Here is a 19614-nt window from a genome sequence, read left to right on the forward strand (position 1 = left end):
CCGCCCCCTCGGGGGGCAGCGAACAATAGTGAGCGTGGGGGTCGTTCATTCAGCCTCCCGCCGGGCCGCCCCAAGGGAGGCAACCGCCCCCTTGGGGGGCAGCGAACAATAGTGAGCGTGGGGGTCGTTCATTCAGCCTCCCGCCGGGCCGCCCCAAGGGGGGCAACCGCCCCCTCGGGGGGCAGCGAACAATAGTGAGCGTGGGGGTCGTTCATTCCGCCTCCCAAACCGTGAGGCGCACGGGCGTCGGGTTGTAGCCGTTGCACGGATTGTTGAGTTGCGGGCAGTTCGAGATCAGCACCGTGACGTCCATCTCCGCACGCATCTCGACGTACTTGCCGGGCGCGGAAATGCCGTCCTCGAACGTGAGCCCGCCGAGCGACGTGACGGGCACGTTCATGAAGAAGTTGACGTTGCCGACGAGGTCGCGCTTGCCGAGCCGCGCGCCCGCGCCGCACGTGCAGTGCGCGATCGCGTTGAGGAAGCTGTCGCGGCAGTTGTGCATGTAGCGCTTGTCGAGCGCATAGCGCACGGTGTTGCTCTCGGCCGCGCACGCGCCACCGAGCGTGTCGTGGCGGCCGCAGGTATCGGCGACGATCGTCACCATCGGGTTGCCCCGGCTCGACAGCAGCACGCTGCCCGCGCTCAGGTACAGGTTGCGCTGCGCGCGAATCGTGTCCTGCGCGCTGTAGCGCTCCTCGGTGTCGTCGGACCGGTAGAACAACGTGTCGACGGCCTGGTTGCCCTCCAGGTCGAGGATGCGGAAGACTTGCCCGCGCTTCAGGTCGTGCAGCCACGGTTCGCCCGCGTTCAGCGTGGTGTCGTGGATCGCGTCGCGCGGGTCGAGACGGCTTTCGATGATCGGCATGGCTCGGCTCCTTACGCGAACAGGCGGTCGGTGTTGGCGAAGCCGCGCGTGTTCTCCGCGCACGCGCGCCGGCACGGGTCGTCCTCGGGCGCGGCGCCGTCCGCAGGGTACGCACGGTACGCGATCAGCTTGACGGGCTTCGGTGCATAATCCGCACGCGGATCGAGCGGATGCGGCGCGGTCGAGAACGCCGCGAGCGTGTTCATCTCGAAGCGCAGGTCGAGCACGCTGCCGGCCGGCGAATGCCCGGCGACGAAATCGAGCGCGCCGTCGTCGCGCGTGTCGAGCTTGCTGAAGAAATTGACGTTCGCGGCGAGGTCGCGCGCCGACAGCCCGTATTTCGCGAGCTCGAGCACGAGGCTGTCGCGGCCGTTGCGGATCATCGCGTTGCGATCGGCCTGGTACGACGTCGTGCCGTACTTGTGCGCGAACAACCGCGCATCGCCGACGCCGCCGAGCGGGTCGTGCCAGCCGAGCGTGTCGGCCGTGATCGACGCGATCACGCGCCCCATGTCGGTGTACAGCACGTGGCCGCGCGTGAGATGCGCGGTGTGCTGCGCCTTCAGCGTATCGGCCATGTTGTAGCGTTCGAGCGGGTCTTCCTGGCGATGAAAGACGGCGGACAGGTTCGCGCCGCCGTCGACATCGACGATGCGCAGCGCGAGGCCGCGGCGCAGGATGCCGGACCAGTGGGTTCCTGCGGGAATCAGCGTGTCCCACACGACGTGTGGCGGCGGGACAAGGACGGGGACGGCTTGGGGGCTCGGCGACATGGCGGCTCCGTGGTCGGTTGGACAAAAGGCGTGAGAGGGCGACCGAACGACATCGCGACCTCCCGGGCTTTTATCCCTCCGTGGAGCCTCGCCGTTTCCTCGAATCGAGGCGAAGGCAAGACCGGATTGCTCTCGGACCAGTCATCGCGCGGCGCGAACGCCGCACGACCGGAACCCTAGCGATCCTGAAGATGATGCAAATTGCTTCGCACCTCTCGAGCGTCGATGAAGCGAGTTGCGTGCCAGCTGCCGCGCGAGGACCGCACGACGCGGCACGGCGCCGCGAAAACGCGCGGCATGCACGCGCCGGCGGCAGACGTTTGCCCTCGCAGCGGGCATGCGACGCACCATGCGCACGCGATCGCGCACCGGCGCTGTGCGCATCGCGCGCACGCGCACCGCACGATCCGCGATGGCATGGGCATTGCTGAACGGATGCGCCGTCACTCGATACGCCACCCTTCATGAACCAGCTCGACCTGCTCCGGCGCGCACTGAGCGCGCTGTTCTCCGCCCGCTTCATCGAACTTCAGCGCGCCGCACGCGGCCGTTGAATCGCGTTGCCGCCCGCCATTGGCACGCTTCTCGCTCGGCATGACGCCGAGAGGTGCGGCGGAGTCGCATCTTAGGGGTGCTAGGGTTCCGGTTCATCGAACGTCTGGTCCGAGAGCAGCCCGGCGCGGGTTCGTCCGATCGCGAGACCGGATGCAGGCGCGCTACACGGCGGGACAAAAGCCCGGGAGATTGGCGATGGCAACGGCCGTCGCGCCTCTCCGTGGCCGCTTCATTCGTTCCGCATCCGCAGGAACCGGCCACGCGGCCGGACCGTGCACAGGCACGGTCCGAATCGACGATCCCGATCCCGGTCTCCTGGAGAACAACGATGACCCGTCCCGCCCTGGCGTTCCGCCGCCTGCCGTCCCTCCGTTCCATCCGTCACGCATGGGGGGCCGCCGTCACGGCGGCCGCGCTGGTGACGGCGCCCGCCGTGCACGCGGCAGCCCCACTGAAGATCGGCTACAGCGACTGGCCGGGCTGGGTCGCGTTCCAGGTCGCGCTCGACAAGGGCTGGTTCAAGGAAGCCGGCGTCGACGTCGATTTCGAATGGTTCGATTATTCGGCATCGCTCGACGCGTTTTCCGCAGGCAAGCTCGACGCGGTCGCGGCGACCAACGGCGATGCGCTCGTCACCGGCGCATCCGGCGCGAAGAACGTGATGATCCTGCTGACCGACTATTCGGCCGGCAACGACATGATCGTCGCGAAGCCGCCGCTGCGCACCGTCGAGGCGCTGAAGGGCAAGAAGGTCGGCGTCGAGCTCGGCCTGGTCGATCACCTGCTGCTCGAAACCGCACTGCAGAAGCACGGGCTCAAGGACGGCGACGTCACGCTCGTGAATGCGAAAACCAACGAACTGCCGCAGGTGCTCGGTTCGTCGGCCGACATCGCCGCGGTGGCCGCATGGCAGCCGAACGCGGGCGAGGCGTTGAAGCGCGCTCCGGGTGCACGGGCGATCTTCACGTCGGCGGATGCGCCGGGGCTGATCTACGATGCGATCACGGTCGCGCCGGCGAGCCTCGCCGCGCGCCGGGCCGACTGGGCGAAGGTGGTGAAGGTCTGGTATCGCTGCGTCGCCTACATCAACGACCCGAAGACGCAGGCCGACGCGGTCAGGATCATGTCCGCGCGCGTCGGGCTCGCGCCGGAGCAGTACCTGCCGTTGCTGAAGGGCACGCACCTGCTCGACGCGGCTGCCGCGAAGCGTGCGTTCCGCAAGGGCGACGGGCTCGACTCGATCTATGGCTCGACGCGCAACGCGAATGCGTTCAACGTGCGTAACGCCGTGTACAAGCAGTCGCAGGACGTCGACGCGTATATCGATCCGCGCGTCAGCGAACTGCACTGAGCGTAGCGGGCCCGCGTGCAGGTCGAGCCGGGTATGCCGGTGGCCGATCCGGCTCGGCCACCGCGGGTATCCGGACTGACGTATTACCGACGAAAGCCGCAGTACGCGGGCCTGGCCTCGAACCAGGTCCGCGTACTGAAGCATCCGCCCGGCGAGAAGCGGCGAGAACCGGTGACTCGACGCCGTCCCTACATCTTCCCCGCCAGATGAAACCGCGACGCCGGATGCCACAGCCTGACGGACGTGGCGACGTGCTCGCCGACCCACGTGCGGCGCCTCAACACCAGACACGGTTCGCCGATTTCCATCACGAGATGCCGGCGCACCTGCGCATTGGGCTTCTCCGCATAGATCCGGAACTCCGCGCGCTGGATCGGCGCCAGCCGCACCATGTAGTGGTTCGGCGTCTCGACCGTGAAATCCTGCTCCAGATAGGCGGGAAACAAGGCCGGATTGACGTAGCGATCCTCGAACTGGATCGGCTCGTCTTCCTCGTAATGCACGATGCGTGAATGAAACACGGGCCCGACGCGAAGCCCGAGCGCCTCGATCGCTTCCGGGTCGACGCTGCGCTCGATCAGCAACACGCGCGCGCTGTGCCGATGCCCGCGTTCGGCGATCTCGTCCGCGATGTTGCGGATTTCCAGCACCGTCGATTCGTAATGCCGGCGCTCGACGAACGTGCCGGCCCCCTGGATGCGCGTCAGCACGCGCTCGGCCGTCAGTTCACGCAGCGCGCGCGATACCGTCATCCGCGCCACGCCGAATTCCTTGACCAGCTCGGCCTCGGTCGGAATGGCGCCACCGGGCTTCCAGTCGCCCTTCGCGATCCGCTCGACGACGTAGCGCTTGATCTGTTGATACGCCGGCAGCGCGCGCGCCGGCACCGCATCGCCCAATGCCCTCGCCGGTCGTGCGGAAGGGTGTCGTTCCGTTTCGTTCATGCGCCCTCGACCGAGTGAATGATGGATGATCCGCCAGCCGCCATCCGACGCTACTGCAGCGGCGGCGGTTCGCCCGCGACGATGCCGGTTGCGATCGCGATGTCGTCCGCAAGCGGCCGGTCGTCGTGATAGGCCGGCACGCGTTCGCGCACGTAGCGCCACAGCGCGTCGGTCGACGGGGCGGGCCCCGCGCCGTTCGCCTGCAGATCGTATGCCTGCGCGGCGGCCAGCAGCTCGATCGCGAGCACGCGCGTCGCATTCTCGATGATGTCGAGCGCCTTCAGCGCGGCCGGCGTCGCATGACACAGGTGATCTTCCTGCAGCCCCGACGTAATGCCGCCGTCGAGGCTCGCCGGCGCCGCGAGCCGCTGGTTCTGCGCGACCAGCGCGACCGCCGTGTACTGCGCGATCATGAAGCCCGAACAGGTGCCGCCCGGCGCCGCGAGAAACGCCGGCAGCCCGCTCACGAGCGGATTGACGAGGCGGTCGAGCCGCCGCTCGGCGATGGCCGCCACCTGCGCCATCGCGGCCGCGAGGCTGTCCATCGCCAGCGCGATGCCCGCGCCGACCGCATGCGCCTGCGAATGAACGGCCGGCGCGTCGCGCGTACCGGCGACGATCGGATTGTCGGTGACGGAGGCCAGCTCGCGATCGACGACTTCCGCCGTCACCGCGAACACGTCGCGCGCCGCGCCATGCACGTGCGGAATCGTGCGCAGGCTGAGCGGATCCTGCGTATGCCGGCCGCTCGCCGCCGCCAGCATCGGGCTGTCCGCAAGCATCGTCCGCAAGCGTGCGCCGACGTGCCCGATGCCCGCCGAGATCCGCAGCGCGAGCGAGGCCGGATCGAACGCCGCGAGCTGTCCGCCGAGATTCTCGAAGCTCGTCGCCGCGATCCAGTCGGCCCAGTCGAGCAGCCGTTCCGCACGCGCGAGGGCGAGCGCCGCGAGCCCCGTCACGCACGGCGTGCCGTTGACCAGGCTCAGGCCTTCCTTCGCGCCGAGCACGAGCGGTGTGCGGCCGATGCGGCGCAGCGCCTCGTCGCCGCGAATGCGCTCGCCGCGATGGCGCGCATGGCCATGCCCGATGCAGACGAGCGCGACGTGCGCCATGTGGGTCAGATAGCCGACCGAGCCGTGCGCGGGCACCTCCGGCAGGCAATCGTGCTCGAGCAGCGCGACGAGCTGATCGACGACGTCGGCATGCACGCCCGAATGCCCGTGCGCGAAGTTGTTGATCGCGGCCGCGATGATCGCGCGCGTTTCGGCCGCGCCGAGCGGCAGGCCGACACCGACCGCGTGGCTCATCAGGATGTTGCGCGACAGCGTGCTCTGCTGTGCCGGCGACACGATCACGTCGCACAGCGCGCCGACGCCGGTATTGACGCCGTAGGCGCGAATCCCGCGCGCGACGATCTCGTCGACGAGTTCACGGGCGGCAACGACACGCGCACGTGCGTCGTCGGCCAATGCCAGCGGCTCGCCGGCCGCCACCGCCGCGACCTGTCGCCAGTCGAGCGGCTGCGCCGCACGGAATACGGTCATGGCAGCCTCAGTTGGTGGTGCGGTCGTGGTGGCTCGACACGAATTGCCGGAAGCGCTCCGAGCACTCGCCGCCGAACAGCGCGTCGGGCGGCCCGTCCGAATCGACCTCGCCCTGGTGCAGGAACATCACGCGATTCGATACATGCCGCGCGAAGCCCATCTCATGGGTGACGACCAGCATGGTGCGCCCTTCCTCCGCGAGCGAGCGCATCACGCGCAGCACCTCGCCGACCAGCTCCGGGTCGAGCGCGGACGTCGGCTCGTCGAACAGCATCACCTTCGGATGCATCGCGAGCGCGCGGGCGATCGCGACGCGCTGCTGCTGGCCGCCCGACAGGTGGGCCGGATAGTAGCCGCGCTTGTCGGCGAGACCGACGCGCGCGAGCAGCGCCTCGGCTTCCTCGACCGCTTCCGCGCGGCTGCGCTTCTGCACGCGCAGCGGTCCCTCGACGAGATTGTCGAGCACCGTCATGTGGGACCACAGGTTGAAGTTCTGAAAGACCATGCCGAGCTGGGAGCGGATCCGGTCGACCTGGCGCCGGTCGCTCGGATGCAGCTTGCCGTCGCGCGCGCGCTTCATCTTCAGTTCCTCGCCGGCAAGTGCGACGGAGCCGTCGTCGGGTGTTTCGAGCAGGTTGAGGCAGCGCAGGAACGTGCTCTTGCCCGATCCGCTCGCACCGAGGATCGAGATGACGTCGCCCTCGTGCGCGTCGAGCGAGATGCCCTTCAGCACATGATGATCGCCGAACGACTTGTGGATGTTCTTGACCGACAGCGCAACGGAAGCAGCGGTGTTCATCGGATTCTCCTGGAATGGATGGGGGCGCTCAGGATGCGGCGCGCCGGGGATGGCGCGTCGCCGCGGCGGGCGCACCGGACGGCTTCGGCGCACGCAGGTGCCCGGAGAGCCGCCATTCGAGCGCGCCGAGCAGGCGCACGACGATGAAGTTCAGGCCCAGATAGATGATGGCCGCGCAGACGAACACCTCGGTCGTCCGATAGGTTTGCTGGATGATCTGCTGCGCGACGCCCGTCACTTCCCACACCGTGACGAGGCTGGCCAGCGCGGTCGACTTGACGAGCAGCACGGCTTCGGTCGAATACGCGGGCAGGCACTGGCGCAACGCGATCGGGCCGATCACGCGCCGCAGCAGCGCGAAGCCCGACAGGCCGATCGAATAGCCGGCCTCGATCTGCCCGACCGGCACGGCCATCAAGCCGCCGCGCAGGATCTCGGCCGTGTAGCCCGCCGTGCACAGCGCGAGCGACAGGACCGCGCACACGTACGGCTCGCGCAGCAGCGGCCACACGAAGCTCTCGCGGATCACGCCGAACTGCCCGAGCCCGTAATACACGAGGAACATCTGGATCAGCAGCGGCGAGCCGCGAAACACGAGGATGTAGGCACGCGCGAAGCGGTTCGGCAGCCAGCGCGGCGACACGCGCATCGTGACGATCACGAGCGACAGCAGGCCGCCGAGCACCAGCGACGCGAAGAACAGACCCAACGTGGTCGGCACCGCCGCGAGCAGCTGGCGCAGCGTATCGAGGAGAAAATCGAAATCGAATGACATGCGTGCTCTCCGTCAGTTGCGCGCGAAATTGCGGCGGAACGAGCGACCGACGATCGCTTCGGCCCGGTTGAACACGCGGTTCGACAGGCCCGTCATGACCAGATAGAGCGCACCGCCCGCGACGAAGAACACGAAGTACTGGTGCGTCGAGTTCGCCGCGATCTGGCTCGTGCGCAGCAGCTCGGCGAGGCCGGTGACCGAGATCAGCGCCGAGTCCTTCAGGCTCAGTTGCCACACGTTGCCGATACCGGGCAGCGCGAAGCGCAGCACCTGCGGAATCAGGATGCGGCGCAGCACCATGCTGCCCGGCATGCCGATCGAGCGCGCGGCCTCGAGCTCGCCCTTCGACACCGCGAGCACCGCCGCGCGATACACCTCGGCCTGGTAGGCACCCGAGATCATCCCGACCGCGAGCGCACCGATCACGAACGGCGGCACGCCGATGAAGCCTTCCGCGCCGAACCACTGGCCGACGGTCGTGACGAGCGTCGAGCCGCCGAAGTAGAACAGATAGATGACGAGCAATTCGGGCACGCCGCGAAACACCGTCGTATACAAGTCGCCGAGCAGGCGGGCGCTGCGGTAGCGCGACAGCTTCGCCGCCGCGATCGCCGCGCCGATCACGGCGCCGACCGCGAGCGCGGCGAGCGTCAGCGCGACCGTCATCAGCGCGGCGAGCAGCAGCACACCGCCCCAGCCTTCGGTTCCGAAGCCGAGCATTTCAAGGATGGCCATGCGTGCCTCCCGGCAAGCGTTGAGTGACTCTTCTGGATGCGTGCCGCCGCGCGTCGTTCGATTCGCTTACGCGGCGGCCGCCGATTGCGCGCTTACGGCGTGACGTCGGTCTTGAACCACTTGTCGGCCAGCTTCTTGACCGTGCCGTCCGCGAGCGCCGCGCCGATCGCCGTGTCGAACTTCGTCTTCAGATCGGCATCCTGCTTGCGGAACGCGAGGCCTTCGCCCGGCCCCCAGATCGGCCCGCCCAGCTTCGGCCCCGCGAGCACGATCGACGCGTTGTCCTTCTTCGCGTTGTTCGCCGCGTAGTACGTGACGTCGTCGAACGACGCATCGATGCGCCCGGCGACGAGGTCGAGATCGCGCTCGGGCGAAGTCTTGTACACGCGGATCGATGCGATGTCCTTGAAGCTGTCGTTGATGAACTTCGTATAGACGGTACCCGACTGGATACCGATCGTCTTGCCCTTCAGCTGCTTGCGCAGCGTGTCGACGGTGGGCTTGTCCGCGTTCGCGTCACCGGTCAGCTTGACGATCGGCGCGCCGGGCGCGGCCTTCGGCAGGATCTTGGTATCGGTGACGGCGAACGTCGCGGGGGTCGCCGCATACGGACGCGAGAACAGCAGGATCTTCTCGCGCTCCGGCGTGATGGAAATCGCATCCATCAGGATGTCGAACTTGCCGGCCTGCAGGCCGGGGATCATCCCGTCCCAGTCCTGCGCGACCATGTTGCACTGCACCTTGATCCGCTCGCACACGTTGGCGAGCAGCTCCGGTTCGAAACCGCCCAGCTTGCCGCCCGGCAGCGTGAGGTTCCACGGTGCGTAGCCGCCTTCGAGCGCGACCGTCACCGTCTTCCATTCCTTCGCCTGCACCGGCGCGGCAAGCGTTGCCGCTGCAGCCGCGATGACGCCGATGGTCTTGAGTACCCACTTGATGCGCTTGCCGTTCACGAGTTTTCTCCTTGCGTTGAAGTTCGTCATCCCCTCGGTGCAGCAAGCCGCCTCAGGAATTTGTCTATACAAGCATGCAAGAAGAAAAACGGCGAGACAAGCAGCGATCAAAAAAAACCCGGTAAACGCGGGAAATCCCCTAATTTAAGGGCTCCGGCATGCGTCGTCGCGGTGAATTCAGGCACGTACTTGGTGCACGCCAGACGATCCATTCGCAAGGATGACTAGACAAATCCCGGATTCGATCGCGAGGGTTCCGCGATGCGGCGTGCGAAGACGGGAATGCCGAACCGGCTTGCATGACGACCGGGCAGGCGCCGCGCCGAGAACCGACTCCGCCATGCACGACGCTCATGCGCCGCATGAGAACTAATCGATTGTTGGCACCGCGGATCGACCCCGACAATCCGCTTCATGCCCCCTCGCTTTCGATACGGGCCTCTCATCCTCCCAATCGGCACATCACGATCCATGAGCCATCCAGCCAACGTCTCCTGCATCGCCGGCGCCCGCACGGCCGCGGCGGCACCGTTCCCTGCGCGCCCCCGCACCTGCGGCGAAGCGCTCGTCGACCTCCTCGAACGCCAGGGTGTCGAATGCGTGTTCGGCATTCCCGGCGTGCATACCGTCGAGCTCTATCGCGGCCTCGCCGCGTCGTCGATCCGCCATGTCACGCCGCGCCACGAACAGGGGGCCGGCTTCATGGCCGACGGCTATGCCCGCGTCACGGGCCGGCCGGGGGTCTGCTTCATCATCACCGGGCCGGGGATGACCAATATCGCGACCGCGATGGCGCAGGCCTACGCGGATTCGATTCCGATGCTGGTGATCTCGAGCGTCAACGCGCGACGCGAGCTCGGCAGCGGCGACGGCCGCCTGCACGAGCTGCCGTCGCAGCGCGACGTGTTCGCGGGACTCACCGCGTTCTCGCACACGCTGCTCGACGCGGCCGACCTGCCGCAGGTCCTCGCGCGCGCCTTCGCGGTGTTCGAAAGCGCGCGACCGCGGCCCGTGCATATCGAGATTCCGCTCGACGTGATCGTGATGCCGGCGCCCGCGCTGCCCGCCGCGCCGCTCGCGCTGCCCGCGCGCCCCGCGCCGGATGCGAACGCCCTCGCGGCAGCCGCCGACCTGCTCTCCCGTGCGCGCCGGCCGCTGATACTGGCCGGCGGCGGCGCGATCCACGCGGCGGCGGAACTGCGCGAACTCGCCGAGCGCCTGCATGCGCCCGTCGCGCTGACGATCAACGCGAAGGGCCTGCTGCCGGCCGGCCACCCGTTGCTGATCGGCTCCACGCAGTCGTTGCCGGCCACCCGCGCGGCGATCGCCGATGCCGACGTGGTGCTCGCCGTCGGCACCGAACTCGGCGAAACCGACTACGACGTCACGTTCGACGGCGGCTTCACGATCGACGGCCGGCTGATCCGCATCGACATCGACGCGCAGCAGTTGATGCGCAATGCGCGCGCGGAGATCGCCATCGCCGGCGATGCGCGGCTGGCGCTCGGCGCGCTGTCGACCCGCCTGCACGAAAGGCCGGCGCCGACACCCGAGCCCGGCTGGGGCGCGCCGCGGGTCGCCGCCGTGCGTGCCGCGATCGCGTCCGGCCACGACGGCGCCACGCGTGCCCAGGCGCGGCTGATCGATACCATCGTCACGGCGCTGCCCGGCGCGATCATCGCCGGCGATTCGACGAGCCCCGTCTATGTCGGCAATTTCACGCACGATGCGCCGGCACCACGCAGCTGGTTCAACTCGTCGACCGGCTACGGCACGCTCGGCTACGGGCTGCCCGCCGCGATCGGCGCCAAGCTCGCCGCGCCCGCGCGGCCGGTCGTGTGCCTGATCGGCGACGGCGGCCTGCAGTTCACGCTGCCGGAGCTCGCGAGCGCGGTCGAGGCACGCGTGCCGGTGATCGTGATCGTCTGGAACAATCGCGGCTACGGCGAGATCCGCAAGTACATGGTCGCGCGCGACATCACGCCGGTCGGCGTCGATCCGTATACGCCCGATTTCCAGGCGCTCGCACGCGGCTTCGGCTGCGCGGCGCATGCGGCCGCGACACCCGACGCGCTGGCCGAAGCGCTGCGCGACGCCACGGCACGCACGATGCCGACCGTGATCGAAATCGACGAGGCAACCTGGTTCGGTCAGGTGCAGCGATGAGCACGATGCCGAATCTCGCATTCGATCCGCCGCTGCACACGCGCCACTTCATCGACGGTACGTGGCGCCCGAGCTTCGGCGGCGCGACGCTGCCGGTCGTCGATCCGTCGACGGAAGCGGTCCTCGCCGACGTCAGCGCGGGCGGCGAGGCGGACGTCGAGCGTGCGGTGCAGGCCGCGTCGCGCGCGTTTCCCGGCTGGAAGCGCACGACGGGCGCCACGCGCGCGGCCCTGCTCCGCGCGATCGCGCGCGGCGTCGACGCACGCCGCGTGCGGCTCGCGACGCTGCAGTCGATCAACAATGGCAAGCCGTTCGCCGAAGCGGAGATCGACGTCGCGGACGTGATCGCCACCTTCGACTACTACGCGGGCCTCGCGGAGCGCCTCGACACGGAGGGCGAAACCGAGATCGCGCTGCCCGGCGGCGACCATCGCGCGTGGATCCGGCGCGAGCCGGCCGGCGTCGCCGCATTGATCGTGCCGTGGAATTTCCCGATGGTCACGACCGCGTGGAAGCTCGCGCCCGCGCTCGCCGCCGGCTGCACGGTCGTGCTGAAGCCGTCCGAGATCACGCCGCTGCCCGAACTCGAACTCGCCGCGATCATCGCCGAGGCCGGCCTGCCGCCCGGCGTGCTGAACGTCGTGACGGGCACCGGCCACGACGTCGGCGCCCCGCTGTGTGCGCATCCGCTCGTCGCGAAGGTGTCGTTTACCGGCAGCACCGCCGTCGGCGCGCAGGTCATGAAGACGGCCGCGGACACGATCAAGGGCATCGGCCTCGAACTCGGCGGCAAGTCGTCGATCGTCGTGTTCGACGACGCCGACCTCGATCACGCGGTCGAACTGATCGCGGGCGGCGGCCTGTTCAACGCCGGGCAGATGTGTTCGGCGACCTCGCGCGTGCTCGTTGCCGCGCCGCTCGCCGACGACCTGATCGCGCGCCTCGCGCGACGGATCGACGCGACCGTCGTCGGTCCGCCGTTCGCGCCCGACGTGCAGATGGGCCCGCTGACGAACCGCGCCCAATACGACCGCGTGAAGCGCCACATCGCACAGGGCCGGGCCGACGGCGCGCGGCTCGTGACGGGCGGCGACGCGCTCGCCGGCCCCGGCTACTTCATCCGGCCCGCGCTGTTCGCCGACGTGCCGGCCGACTGCGCGCTATGGCGTGACGAGATCTTCGGACCGGTGCTGTGCGTCCGCACGTTCGACACCGAGGACGATGCGATCGCGGCCGCCAACGATACCGAATACGGGCTCGTCGCCACCGTCGTCACGCACGACGCCGCACGTGGCAAACGGGTTGCCGACGCGCTCGAGGCGGGCGTCGTGTGGATCAACACGCCGCAATTGATCTATCCGCAAACCTCATGGGGCGGCTACAAGCGCAGCAGCCTCGGGCGCGAGCTCGGCCCGTTCGGGCTGGCCGCCTTCCAGGAGGTCAAGCAGGTCATGATGCCGGCCGGCTGAGGCGGCCGGCCCATGCGTTTATGTCATGCCGCGCATGCGGATATTTCGTTTGTTGCGGAAATTTGACCTCCCTACAGTTCATCCACACCCCGCGCCGCAGTTCGGCGACCGGCATCGAACCACACGGCATCGTTCACCAGGAGACGGCCATGCAACACTTCAAGGCGGGAAGAAGGCAGGTGATCAAAACCCTCGGCACGGCACTCGCCGCATCCGCCCTTCCGATGCCGTTCATCAGTACTGCGAAGGCACAGTCGAGCCGCTTCGCGGGCAAGACGCTGCGCCTGCTCACGTGGTCTGACGATACCGGCGCGGCCGCGCTGCGCAACATCGCGGAAACCTTCAGCAAGCAGACGGGCGCACGGGTGATCGCCGATCGCGCGGACGGCACGTCGGGCATGGTCGCGAAGGTCAAGGCCGCGGGCGAGCGGCCGACCTACGACGTGATCACGCTCGCCGGCGTCGGCGCGGCCGGTCTCGCCGATGCGGGCCTGCTCGTGAAGCCCGACCTGAATCGCCTGCCGAACCTGAAGGACGTCGCGCCGCAATACCGCACGGGCGCGAACGGCTTCGGCATCGGCTACCTGCTGTGGTCGGACGGGCTGATCTACAACACGTCGACCGTCAAAAGCGCCCCGTCGAGCTACGAGGCGCTGTGGGATCCGAAGTATGCGGGCCGCCTGTTCCTGCCGCCGCCCGAGTGGGCCGAAGCGGTCGACCTCGCGATCATCGCCGCGAAGCTGGCCGGCGGGTCGCAACAGAACATCGATCCGGGATTCATGAAGCTCGCGCAGCTCAAGGATCGCGTGATGACCCTCGGCGAAAACCCGAACCAGGTCGCCGACCTGTTCCGCACCGGCTCGCTCGACATCGGCGGCATCTATTCGCCCGCGTTCTTCCCGGACCAGATCCGCAAGCCCGACTACAAGATGGGCGTGACCTACGGGATGAAGGAAGGCTTCGCGACGCAGCTGATGTTCACCGTGATCCCGAAGGCGCACCCGGGCGACCTCGACCTGATCCATGCGTTCATCAACCATTCGCTCGACGCGGGCGTGCAGGGCCGGATGGCGGCCGACGTGCTGAATGGCCCCGTGAACGGCAAGGCCGTGATTCCCGCGGCAAGCCGCGCGTTCGTGCCGTCGCCGCAGCAGATCGCGGAGAAGGCCGTGCTGCACGACGACAAGGCGCTCGCGGCCGTCCAGCCCGCGTGGATCAAGCGCTATACGGGCCTCTTCTCGGCGTAACGACATGGCCTCCCTGTCCTCCTCCCGCGATGCGGGGCCGGCCGCCGCGGCACCGGCCGGCGCCGACGCCGGGCCCGCGCTGCGCGGCGTGCCACCCTGGCTGCTGCTCGCGCCGATCCTCGCGTTCCTCGCGGTGCTCGCCGCCGCGACGCTCACGGTGCTGCGCATGAGCGTCGGCGTGTCCGGCGACGAATGGCGGACCTTCACGCTGCAGAACTACGCCGACCTCGCGGATCCGTACTTCACGAAGTCGCTGTGGCTCACGCTGCGCCTCGCGTTCCAGAGCATGGTGTGCGCGGTGCTGCTCGCGATCCCGGTCGCGCTCGCGATGGCGCGCACCGAATCGCGGCTCGCGCGCCGGCTGCTGCTCGCCGGCGTGCTGCTGCCGCTGCTCGTGAACCTGCTGCTGCAAGGCTATGGCTGGCTCGTGATGCTCGGCCCGGCCGGGCTGCTCAACCGCGCGCTGCTGGCCACCGGCGTGATCGAGCGGCCGCTGCAGCTGCTGTACCGCGAGCACGGCGTGTTGCTCGGGCTGATCCAGACCGCGTTCCCGCTCGCCGTGCTGCCGCTGTCGAGCGCGCTGCGCGCGGTGTCCCGCGCGTACGACGAAGCCGCCGCGACGCTCGGCGCGAGCCGCTGGCAGACGCTGCGGCACGTGACGCTGCCGCTCGCGATGCCCGGCCTCGTCTCCGGCGCGCTGCTCGTGTTCGCATACAACGCCAGCGCGTTCGCGGTGCCGCTGCTGCTCGGCGGTCGACGCGTGCCGATGCTCGCGGTGCTCGTGCACGACCAGGTCGCACCGTTGCTCAACTGGCCCGCCGCCTCGGCATCCGGCGTCGTGCTGATGGGCGCGACGCTCGTCGTGATGGCGGTGTCCCAGCGCCTCGTGCGCACCCTGCAACGTACCGGCGAGGTGAACCGATGAATGCCCTGCTCTTGCGCGCGCCCATGCCCGGCCGCCTCGGACGCGCGACCGGTGCGCTCGCGACGCTCGTGCTGTTCCTCGCCGCGCTGCCCATCCTGACGATGATCACGATGTCGTTCGGCGCATCGGGCACGCTCGAATTCCCGCCGCGCGATTTCAGCCTGCACTGGTATCGCGCCGCATGGCAGACGTTCGTGTCGTCCGATGCGGGCAGCGCGCAATCGATGGGGGCCGCGTTGACGACGAGCCTCGTCGTCGCGATCGCGACGATGCTGATCGCGACCGCCGTGTCGGTCCCCGCGGCCTACGCGCTGTCGCGCTGCCGCTTCCGCGGCAAGACGCTCGTCGAGCAGCTCGTCGCGTTGCCGATCGTCTATCCGCTCGTGATGCTCGGCCTCGCGCTGCTGATCGTGTTCAACGCGCTGCCGGTCGAGCTCGGCATCGCGCGGCTCGTCGTCGCGCACGTGATCCTCACGCTGCCGTTCACGGTGAAGAACTGCGCGGCCTCGGTCGCGTCGATCGGCCCCGACTTCGAGGAAGCCGCATGCGTGATGGGCGCGAGCCCGCGCCGCGCGCTCGTCGACGTCGTGCTGCCGCTGATGCGGCCCGGCATCCTCGCCGGGATGCTGTTCGCGTTCATCGTGTCGTTCAACGAATTCACGGTGACGTTCTTCCTGTACAGCATCGACACGATGACCCTGCCGGTCTGGCTCTACAGCCGCACCGTGTCGTCGCTCGACCCGACCGTGTTCTGCTTCGCCGTGTTCACGGTCGCGATCGACTTCGCGCTGATCTGGATGCTCGAAAAACTCGTCGGCGACAAGGGCGTCGCGCTCTGACGCGCGCACCGCATTCGCCCTCGCCCTCGCCGTGCAAGGAACCCTCATGACCCAGCTCATCCTCCAGAACGTGACGAAGCGCTTCCATCAAGCGTATGCGGTCGATCACGTCGACCTGTCGGTGCCGGACGGCAAGCTCGTCTGCTTTCTCGGCCCGTCCGGCTGCGGCAAGACCACGCTGATGCGGATCATCGCCGGCCTCGAAACGCCGACCTCCGGCACCCTGACGTTCGGCGGCCGCGACCTCACGCACGTGCCCGCCAACCGGCGCGACTTCGGCATGGTGTTCCAGTCGCTCGCGCTGTTTCCGCACATGACGGTCGCGCGGAACATCGCGTATCCGCTGCGGCTGCGCAAGACGGCCAAGGCCGCGCAGGCGCGACGCGTCGCCGAGCTGCTGGAGCTGATCCAGCTGCCGCACATGGCCGACCGGCTCGTCACGCAGCTGTCTGGCGGGCAGCGCCAGCGCGTCGCGATTGCGCGCGCGATCGCGTCGTCGCCGCGCCTGCTGCTGCTCGACGAGCCGCTGTCGGCGCTCGATGCGAAGCTGCGCGAGGCGATGCAGGTCGAGATCCGGCTGCTCCAGCAACGGCTCGGCATCACGACGATCATGGTCACGCACGACCAGCGCGAAGCGATGACGATGGCCGACGAGATCGTCGTGATGGAGAAAGGCCGGATCCAGCAGGTCGGCCGGCCGCTCGACATCTATCGCGATCCGGTCAACGAGTTCGTCGCCGATTTCATCGGCCTCGGCAACATCCTGCCGGGCGCGTGCGACGGCGACGACGCGATCGTCCTGCCGGGCGGGCAGCGGCTCGCGATCCGGCGCGCGCCGGACACGCCGCGCGCGGCCGACGCCGTGCGCCTGCTGATCCGTCCCGAGGACGTCTGCGTGCGCCCCGGCCACGCGGCGGCGGCCGCACCGAATACGCTGGCCGGCACGATCTCGTTCGTGCGCGACGTCGGCGCGTCGATCGAAGCGACGATCGACTGCCGCGGCTTCACGCTGACGGCCGCGACGACGCCGCGCGAGACGCCCGACCTCCACGTCGGCATGCCGGTACTCGCGGAACTGCCCGCCCATGCCTGCAAGCTCATCGCCGCCCGCGGCGCCTGATCTCCCTTCCTTTCACCAGCGCAACAACGAGGAACTCGCCATGAACGCAACGACCCAAGCCACCCGTCACGTGCAGCGCCTGCTCGCCCGTACCGCCCTCCTCTGCGCCTGTGCCGGCGCAGCCGGCCTTGCCGCCTTCGCGCCGCTCGCGCATGCCGACGCGCTCGACACGATCGCGAAATCGGGCGTCGTGCGCATCGGCGTGTTCGAGGACTACCCGCCGTTCGGCTCGATCGGCCCCGACATGAAGCCGCAGGGCTATGACATCGACATGGCGAACCTGATCGGCCGGGCGCTCAACGCGAAAGTCGAACTCGTGCAGGTCACCGGCGACAACCGGATGGCGTATCTCGCCGACCGCAAGACCGACCTGCTGCTGTCGGTCGGACAGACGCCGGAACGCGCGAAGGTGATCGACTTCTCGAACGCGTATGCGCCGTACTACCTCGCGGTGTTCGGCCCGAAATCGCTGGCCGTGAATGGCAACGCCGACCTCGCCGGCAAATCGGTCGCGGTCGCGCGCGGCACGCTCGAGGACCTGAGCGTCAGCAAGGTCGCGCCGCCCAGCGCGACGATCAAGCGCTTCGACGACCCGAACGGCGCGATCGCGGCGTTCCTGTCCGGACAGGCGCAATTACTGGTGGTCGGCAACGACGTCGGTGCAACGATCATCGCGCGTCATCCGTCGATCGATCCGGAGCAGAAGTTCTCGCTGTTCAGCTCGCCCGATCACGTCGGCCTGAACAAGAACGAACCGCGCCTGATGCAGAAGGTCAACGACGCGATCGCCGGCGCGAAGAAGAACGGCACGCTGAACACGTTGTCGCAGAAGTGGCTGCACGCGGCCCTGCCGGCCGACCTGTGATGCGCACCGCCTCCGCCCCGCATTCACGACGAAAGGCATCGCGATGACCTACGTGTTCGACTTCAGCGATGTCGGCCTCTACGCCGGCATGCTCGCGCGCGGCATCGTCGTGACGCTCGGCCTGACCGCGGTCGCCACCGTGCTGGGCGGCCTGATCGGCACCGGCGGCGCGTGGATCGCGCTCGCCGGCCCGCGCTGGGCGCGCGCGCTCGTCGCGGGCTACGTCGAGCTGATCCGCAATACGCCGTTCCTGGTCCAGCTGTTCTTCATCTTCTTCGGGCTGCCCGGGATCGGCGTGCACATCGACGAAGCGCAGGCGGCCGTGCTGGCCATGACGGTCAACCTCGGCGCCTATGCGGTCGAGATCCTGCGCGCCGGGATCGAATCGGTGCCGCACGGGCAAGTGCAAGCGGCGCGCGCGCTCGGGCTGCACGGCCGGCAGGTGTTCGGTCACGTCGTGCTGCCGCAGGCGCTCGCGAACGTGTACCCAGCGCTGCTCGGGCAGGTGCTGATCGTGATGCTCGGCTCGGCGGTCGTGTCGCAGATCTCGGTGCCCGACCTGACCTACGCCGCGAACTTCATCCAGTCGCGCAATTTCCGTGCGTTCGAGATCTACATCGTCGTGACCGCGATCTACCTGCTGCTGTCGATCGCGCTGCGCATGCTGCTCAATCGCGTCGGCCGGCGGCTGTTCTCCGGCCGCGCGCCGCACGGCGCGGCAGCGGCGCCGCGGCGCACCCGGGTTGCCCGCTTCGCATGGCGCGCCCGCGCCCCTGAAACCCGCCTGCCCACGGAGCGTGCACGATGATCGAATTCACCTTCCAGGATATTGCCTGGAACCTGCTGCTCGCCGCGCGCTGGACCGTGCTGCTGTCGCTGATCACGTTCGTCGGCGGCAGCGTCGCCGGGTTCGCGCTGCTCGCGATGCGCATCTCGCCGGTGCCGGCGCTGCGCCGCTTCGTGATCCTGTATGTGGAAGTGTTGCAGGGCACGCCGTTGCTGATGCAGCTGTTCCTCGGCTTCTTCGGATTGCCGCTCGCCGGCATCGACGTGACGCCCTGGGTCGCCGCGTCGGTCGTGCTGACGCTGAACGCAAGCGCCTATCTGGCCGATATCTGGCGCGGCAGCGTCGACGCGGTACCGCGCGGCCAGTGGCACGCGGCGGCCAGCCTCGGCATGACGTGGATCCAGCGGCTGCGCTACGTCGTGTGGCCGCAGGCCTGGAAGATCGCGCTGCCGCCGACCGTCGGCTTCCTCGTGCAGGCGGTGAAGAGCACCGCGCTCACGTCGATCATCGGGCTGACCGAGCTGACCAAGACCGGCAACATCATCACCAACGCGGTATTCAAGCCGTTTCCGATCTACGCGATGGTCGCGCTGCTCTACTTCGCGATGTGCTTCCCGCTGACGTGGTACGCCCGCGCGCTCGAGCGCCGCTATCGCGTCGCGAAGGCGCGCTGAACCGGCGCCGCGCGCGCCTCATTACGATCCAGGTACTTTCATGATTTCCATCAGCAACGTTTCGAAGTGGTACGGCCCGTTCCAGGTCCTCGCCGATTGCACGACCGAGGTCAGGAAAGGCGAGGTGGTCGTCGTGTGCGGCCCGTCGGGCTCGGGCAAGTCCACGCTGATCAAGACCGTGAACGGCCTCGAGCCGTTCCAGCAGGGCGAGATCCTCGTGAATGG

The 19614-nt window shown here is 68.6% G+C and carries 19 protein-coding genes and 2 riboswitches; of the genes, 11 read left to right on the forward strand and 8 right to left on the reverse strand.

The genetic code is table 11. The features are described 5' to 3' along the window. Nucleotides 1-211 precede the first annotated feature (211 nt). Together DIE06_RS35860 and DIE06_RS35865 are read right to left on the reverse strand one after the other, a co-directional pair. Complete coding sequence (locus DIE06_RS35860) at nt 212-868, reverse strand: urea amidolyase associated protein UAAP2 (protein WP_124665464.1); 657 nt, start codon at nt 866-868, stop codon at nt 212-214. An 11-nt stretch (nt 869-879) separates the two neighbouring features. After that, nucleotides 880-1641 (reverse strand): urea amidolyase associated protein UAAP1, encoded by a 762-nt coding sequence (locus tag DIE06_RS35865; protein ID WP_124665465.1) that lies wholly within the window; start codon nt 1639-1641, stop codon nt 880-882. Between the two features lie 57 nt (nt 1642-1698). Then, a riboswitch (guanidine-I (ykkC/yxkD leader) is annotated at nt 1699-1832 on the reverse strand. 432 nt (nt 1833-2264) lie between these two features. Next, a riboswitch (guanidine-I (ykkC/yxkD leader) is annotated at nt 2265-2386 on the forward strand. Nucleotides 2387-2524: 138 nt separating this feature from the next. Here DIE06_RS35865 and DIE06_RS35875 point away from each other — a divergent pair. Beyond that, nucleotides 2525-3547 (forward strand): ABC transporter substrate-binding protein, encoded by a 1023-nt coding sequence (locus tag DIE06_RS35875; protein ID WP_124665467.1) that lies wholly within the window; start codon nt 2525-2527, stop codon nt 3545-3547. Nucleotides 3548-3735: 188 nt separating this feature from the next. On the opposite strand, the gene hutC is transcribed toward DIE06_RS35875, so the two are convergent. The 6 genes from hutC to DIE06_RS35905 all read right to left on the reverse strand — a co-directional run bounded on the left by hutC (nt 3736) and on the right by DIE06_RS35905 (nt 9297). Then, complete coding sequence (gene hutC, locus DIE06_RS35880) at nt 3736-4491, reverse strand: histidine utilization repressor (RefSeq protein WP_124665468.1); 756 nt, start codon at nt 4489-4491, stop codon at nt 3736-3738. Nucleotides 4492-4541: 50 nt separating this feature from the next. Further along, a complete protein-coding gene (gene hutH / locus DIE06_RS35885; RefSeq protein ID WP_124665469.1) occupies nt 4542-6035 on the reverse strand; it encodes a histidine ammonia-lyase in 1494 nt (497 codons plus the stop codon). 7 nt (nt 6036-6042) lie between these two features. Then, the gene (locus DIE06_RS35890) at nt 6043-6834 is read right to left on the reverse strand and encodes an ABC transporter ATP-binding protein (RefSeq protein WP_124665470.1); all 792 of its coding nucleotides are present in this window, start codon (nt 6832-6834) and stop codon (nt 6043-6045) included. A 28-nt stretch (nt 6835-6862) separates the two neighbouring features. Continuing rightward, the gene (locus tag DIE06_RS35895) at nt 6863-7609 is read right to left on the reverse strand and encodes an ABC transporter permease (RefSeq protein WP_124665471.1); all 747 of its coding nucleotides are present in this window, start codon (nt 7607-7609) and stop codon (nt 6863-6865) included. A gap of 12 nt (nt 7610-7621) precedes the next feature. Beyond that, entirely contained in the window at nt 7622-8344 is a 723-nt protein-coding gene (locus DIE06_RS35900) for an ABC transporter permease (RefSeq protein ID WP_124665472.1), read from the reverse strand. A gap of 92 nt (nt 8345-8436) precedes the next feature. Then, nucleotides 8437-9297 carry a transporter substrate-binding domain-containing protein gene (locus DIE06_RS35905; protein WP_124665473.1) on the reverse strand — a complete coding sequence of 287 codons (861 nt, stop codon included), beginning with the start codon at nt 9295-9297 and terminating at the stop codon, nt 8437-8439. 471 nt (nt 9298-9768) lie between these two features. On the opposite strand from DIE06_RS35905, the gene DIE06_RS35910 reads away from it, so the two are divergent. From DIE06_RS35910 to DIE06_RS35955, 10 genes are all read left to right on the forward strand, one after another. Next, nucleotides 9769-11463 (forward strand): 5-guanidino-2-oxopentanoate decarboxylase, encoded by a 1695-nt coding sequence (locus tag DIE06_RS35910; RefSeq protein ID WP_124665474.1) that lies wholly within the window; start codon nt 9769-9771, stop codon nt 11461-11463. Beyond that, entirely contained in the window at nt 11460-12932 is a 1473-nt protein-coding gene (locus DIE06_RS35915) for an aldehyde dehydrogenase family protein (protein WP_124665475.1), read from the forward strand. Before DIE06_RS35910 ends, DIE06_RS35915 begins: the two co-directional genes overlap by 4 nt. A 149-nt stretch (nt 12933-13081) precedes the next feature. Next, nucleotides 13082-14179 carry a PotD/PotF family extracellular solute-binding protein gene (locus DIE06_RS35920; RefSeq protein ID WP_124665476.1) on the forward strand — a complete coding sequence of 366 codons (1098 nt, stop codon included), beginning with the start codon at nt 13082-13084 and terminating at the stop codon, nt 14177-14179. 4 nt (nt 14180-14183) lie between these two features. Continuing rightward, entirely contained in the window at nt 14184-15104 is a 921-nt protein-coding gene (locus DIE06_RS35925; protein ID WP_185733564.1) for an ABC transporter permease, read from the forward strand. Then, nucleotides 15101-15943 (forward strand): ABC transporter permease, encoded by an 843-nt coding sequence (locus tag DIE06_RS35930; RefSeq protein ID WP_124665478.1) that lies wholly within the window; start codon nt 15101-15103, stop codon nt 15941-15943. The genes DIE06_RS35925 and DIE06_RS35930 overlap by 4 nt, the downstream gene beginning before the upstream one ends. 46 nt (nt 15944-15989) lie before the next feature. Continuing rightward, a complete protein-coding gene (locus tag DIE06_RS35935; RefSeq protein WP_124665479.1) occupies nt 15990-17063 on the forward strand; it encodes an ABC transporter ATP-binding protein in 1074 nt (357 codons plus the stop codon). A 40-nt stretch (nt 17064-17103) separates the two neighbouring features. Beyond that, on the forward strand, nt 17104-17928 hold the full coding sequence (locus DIE06_RS35940) for a transporter substrate-binding domain-containing protein (RefSeq protein ID WP_124665480.1): 825 nt from the start codon (nt 17104-17106) through the stop codon (nt 17926-17928). A 43-nt stretch (nt 17929-17971) separates the two neighbouring features. Next, nucleotides 17972-18736, forward strand: coding sequence for an amino acid ABC transporter permease (locus tag DIE06_RS35945; RefSeq protein ID WP_124665481.1), 765 nt, complete (start codon nt 17972-17974; stop codon nt 18734-18736). Further along, nucleotides 18733-19389, forward strand: coding sequence for an amino acid ABC transporter permease (locus DIE06_RS35950; RefSeq protein ID WP_124665482.1), 657 nt, complete (start codon nt 18733-18735; stop codon nt 19387-19389). The genes DIE06_RS35945 and DIE06_RS35950 overlap by 4 nt, the downstream gene beginning before the upstream one ends. Before the next feature lie 40 nt (nt 19390-19429). Then, nucleotides 19430-19614 (forward strand): ATP-binding cassette domain-containing protein (locus DIE06_RS35955; protein ID WP_148094373.1); only part of this gene is annotated, 185 nt, incomplete at its 3' end.

It is taken from the genome of Burkholderia sp. Bp8998 (assembly GCF_003854235.1).
Taxonomy (GTDB): Bacteria; Pseudomonadota; Gammaproteobacteria; order Burkholderiales; family Burkholderiaceae; genus Burkholderia.

Coding starts and splice junctions, on each gene's coding strand:
- DIE06_RS35860 (WP_124665464.1), bottom strand. CDS start 868: ATGCCGATCATCGAAAGCCGTCTCGACCCGCGCGACGCGATCCACGAC.
- DIE06_RS35865 (WP_124665465.1), bottom strand. CDS start 1,641: ATGTCGCCGAGCCCCCAAGCCGTCCCCGTCCTTGTCCCGCCGCCACAC.
- DIE06_RS35875 (WP_124665467.1), top strand. CDS start 2,525: ATGACCCGTCCCGCCCTGGCGTTCCGCCGCCTGCCGTCCCTCCGTTCC.
- hutC (WP_124665468.1), bottom strand. CDS start 4,491: ATGAACGAAACGGAACGACACCCTTCCGCACGACCGGCGAGGGCATTG.
- hutH (WP_124665469.1), bottom strand. CDS start 6,035: ATGACCGTATTCCGTGCGGCGCAGCCGCTCGACTGGCGACAGGTCGCG.
- DIE06_RS35890 (WP_124665470.1), bottom strand. CDS start 6,834: ATGAACACCGCTGCTTCCGTTGCGCTGTCGGTCAAGAACATCCACAAG.
- DIE06_RS35895 (WP_124665471.1), bottom strand. CDS start 7,609: ATGTCATTCGATTTCGATTTTCTCCTCGATACGCTGCGCCAGCTGCTC.
- DIE06_RS35900 (WP_124665472.1), bottom strand. CDS start 8,344: ATGGCCATCCTTGAAATGCTCGGCTTCGGAACCGAAGGCTGGGGCGGT.
- DIE06_RS35910 (WP_124665474.1), top strand. CDS start 9,769: ATGAGCCATCCAGCCAACGTCTCCTGCATCGCCGGCGCCCGCACGGCC.
- DIE06_RS35915 (WP_124665475.1), top strand. CDS start 11,460: ATGAGCACGATGCCGAATCTCGCATTCGATCCGCCGCTGCACACGCGC.
- DIE06_RS35920 (WP_124665476.1), top strand. CDS start 13,082: ATGCAACACTTCAAGGCGGGAAGAAGGCAGGTGATCAAAACCCTCGGC.
- DIE06_RS35925 (WP_185733564.1), top strand. CDS start 14,184: ATGGCCTCCCTGTCCTCCTCCCGCGATGCGGGGCCGGCCGCCGCGGCA.
- DIE06_RS35930 (WP_124665478.1), top strand. CDS start 15,101: ATGAATGCCCTGCTCTTGCGCGCGCCCATGCCCGGCCGCCTCGGACGC.
- DIE06_RS35935 (WP_124665479.1), top strand. CDS start 15,990: ATGACCCAGCTCATCCTCCAGAACGTGACGAAGCGCTTCCATCAAGCG.
- DIE06_RS35940 (WP_124665480.1), top strand. CDS start 17,104: ATGAACGCAACGACCCAAGCCACCCGTCACGTGCAGCGCCTGCTCGCC.
- DIE06_RS35945 (WP_124665481.1), top strand. CDS start 17,972: ATGACCTACGTGTTCGACTTCAGCGATGTCGGCCTCTACGCCGGCATG.
- DIE06_RS35950 (WP_124665482.1), top strand. CDS start 18,733: ATGATCGAATTCACCTTCCAGGATATTGCCTGGAACCTGCTGCTCGCC.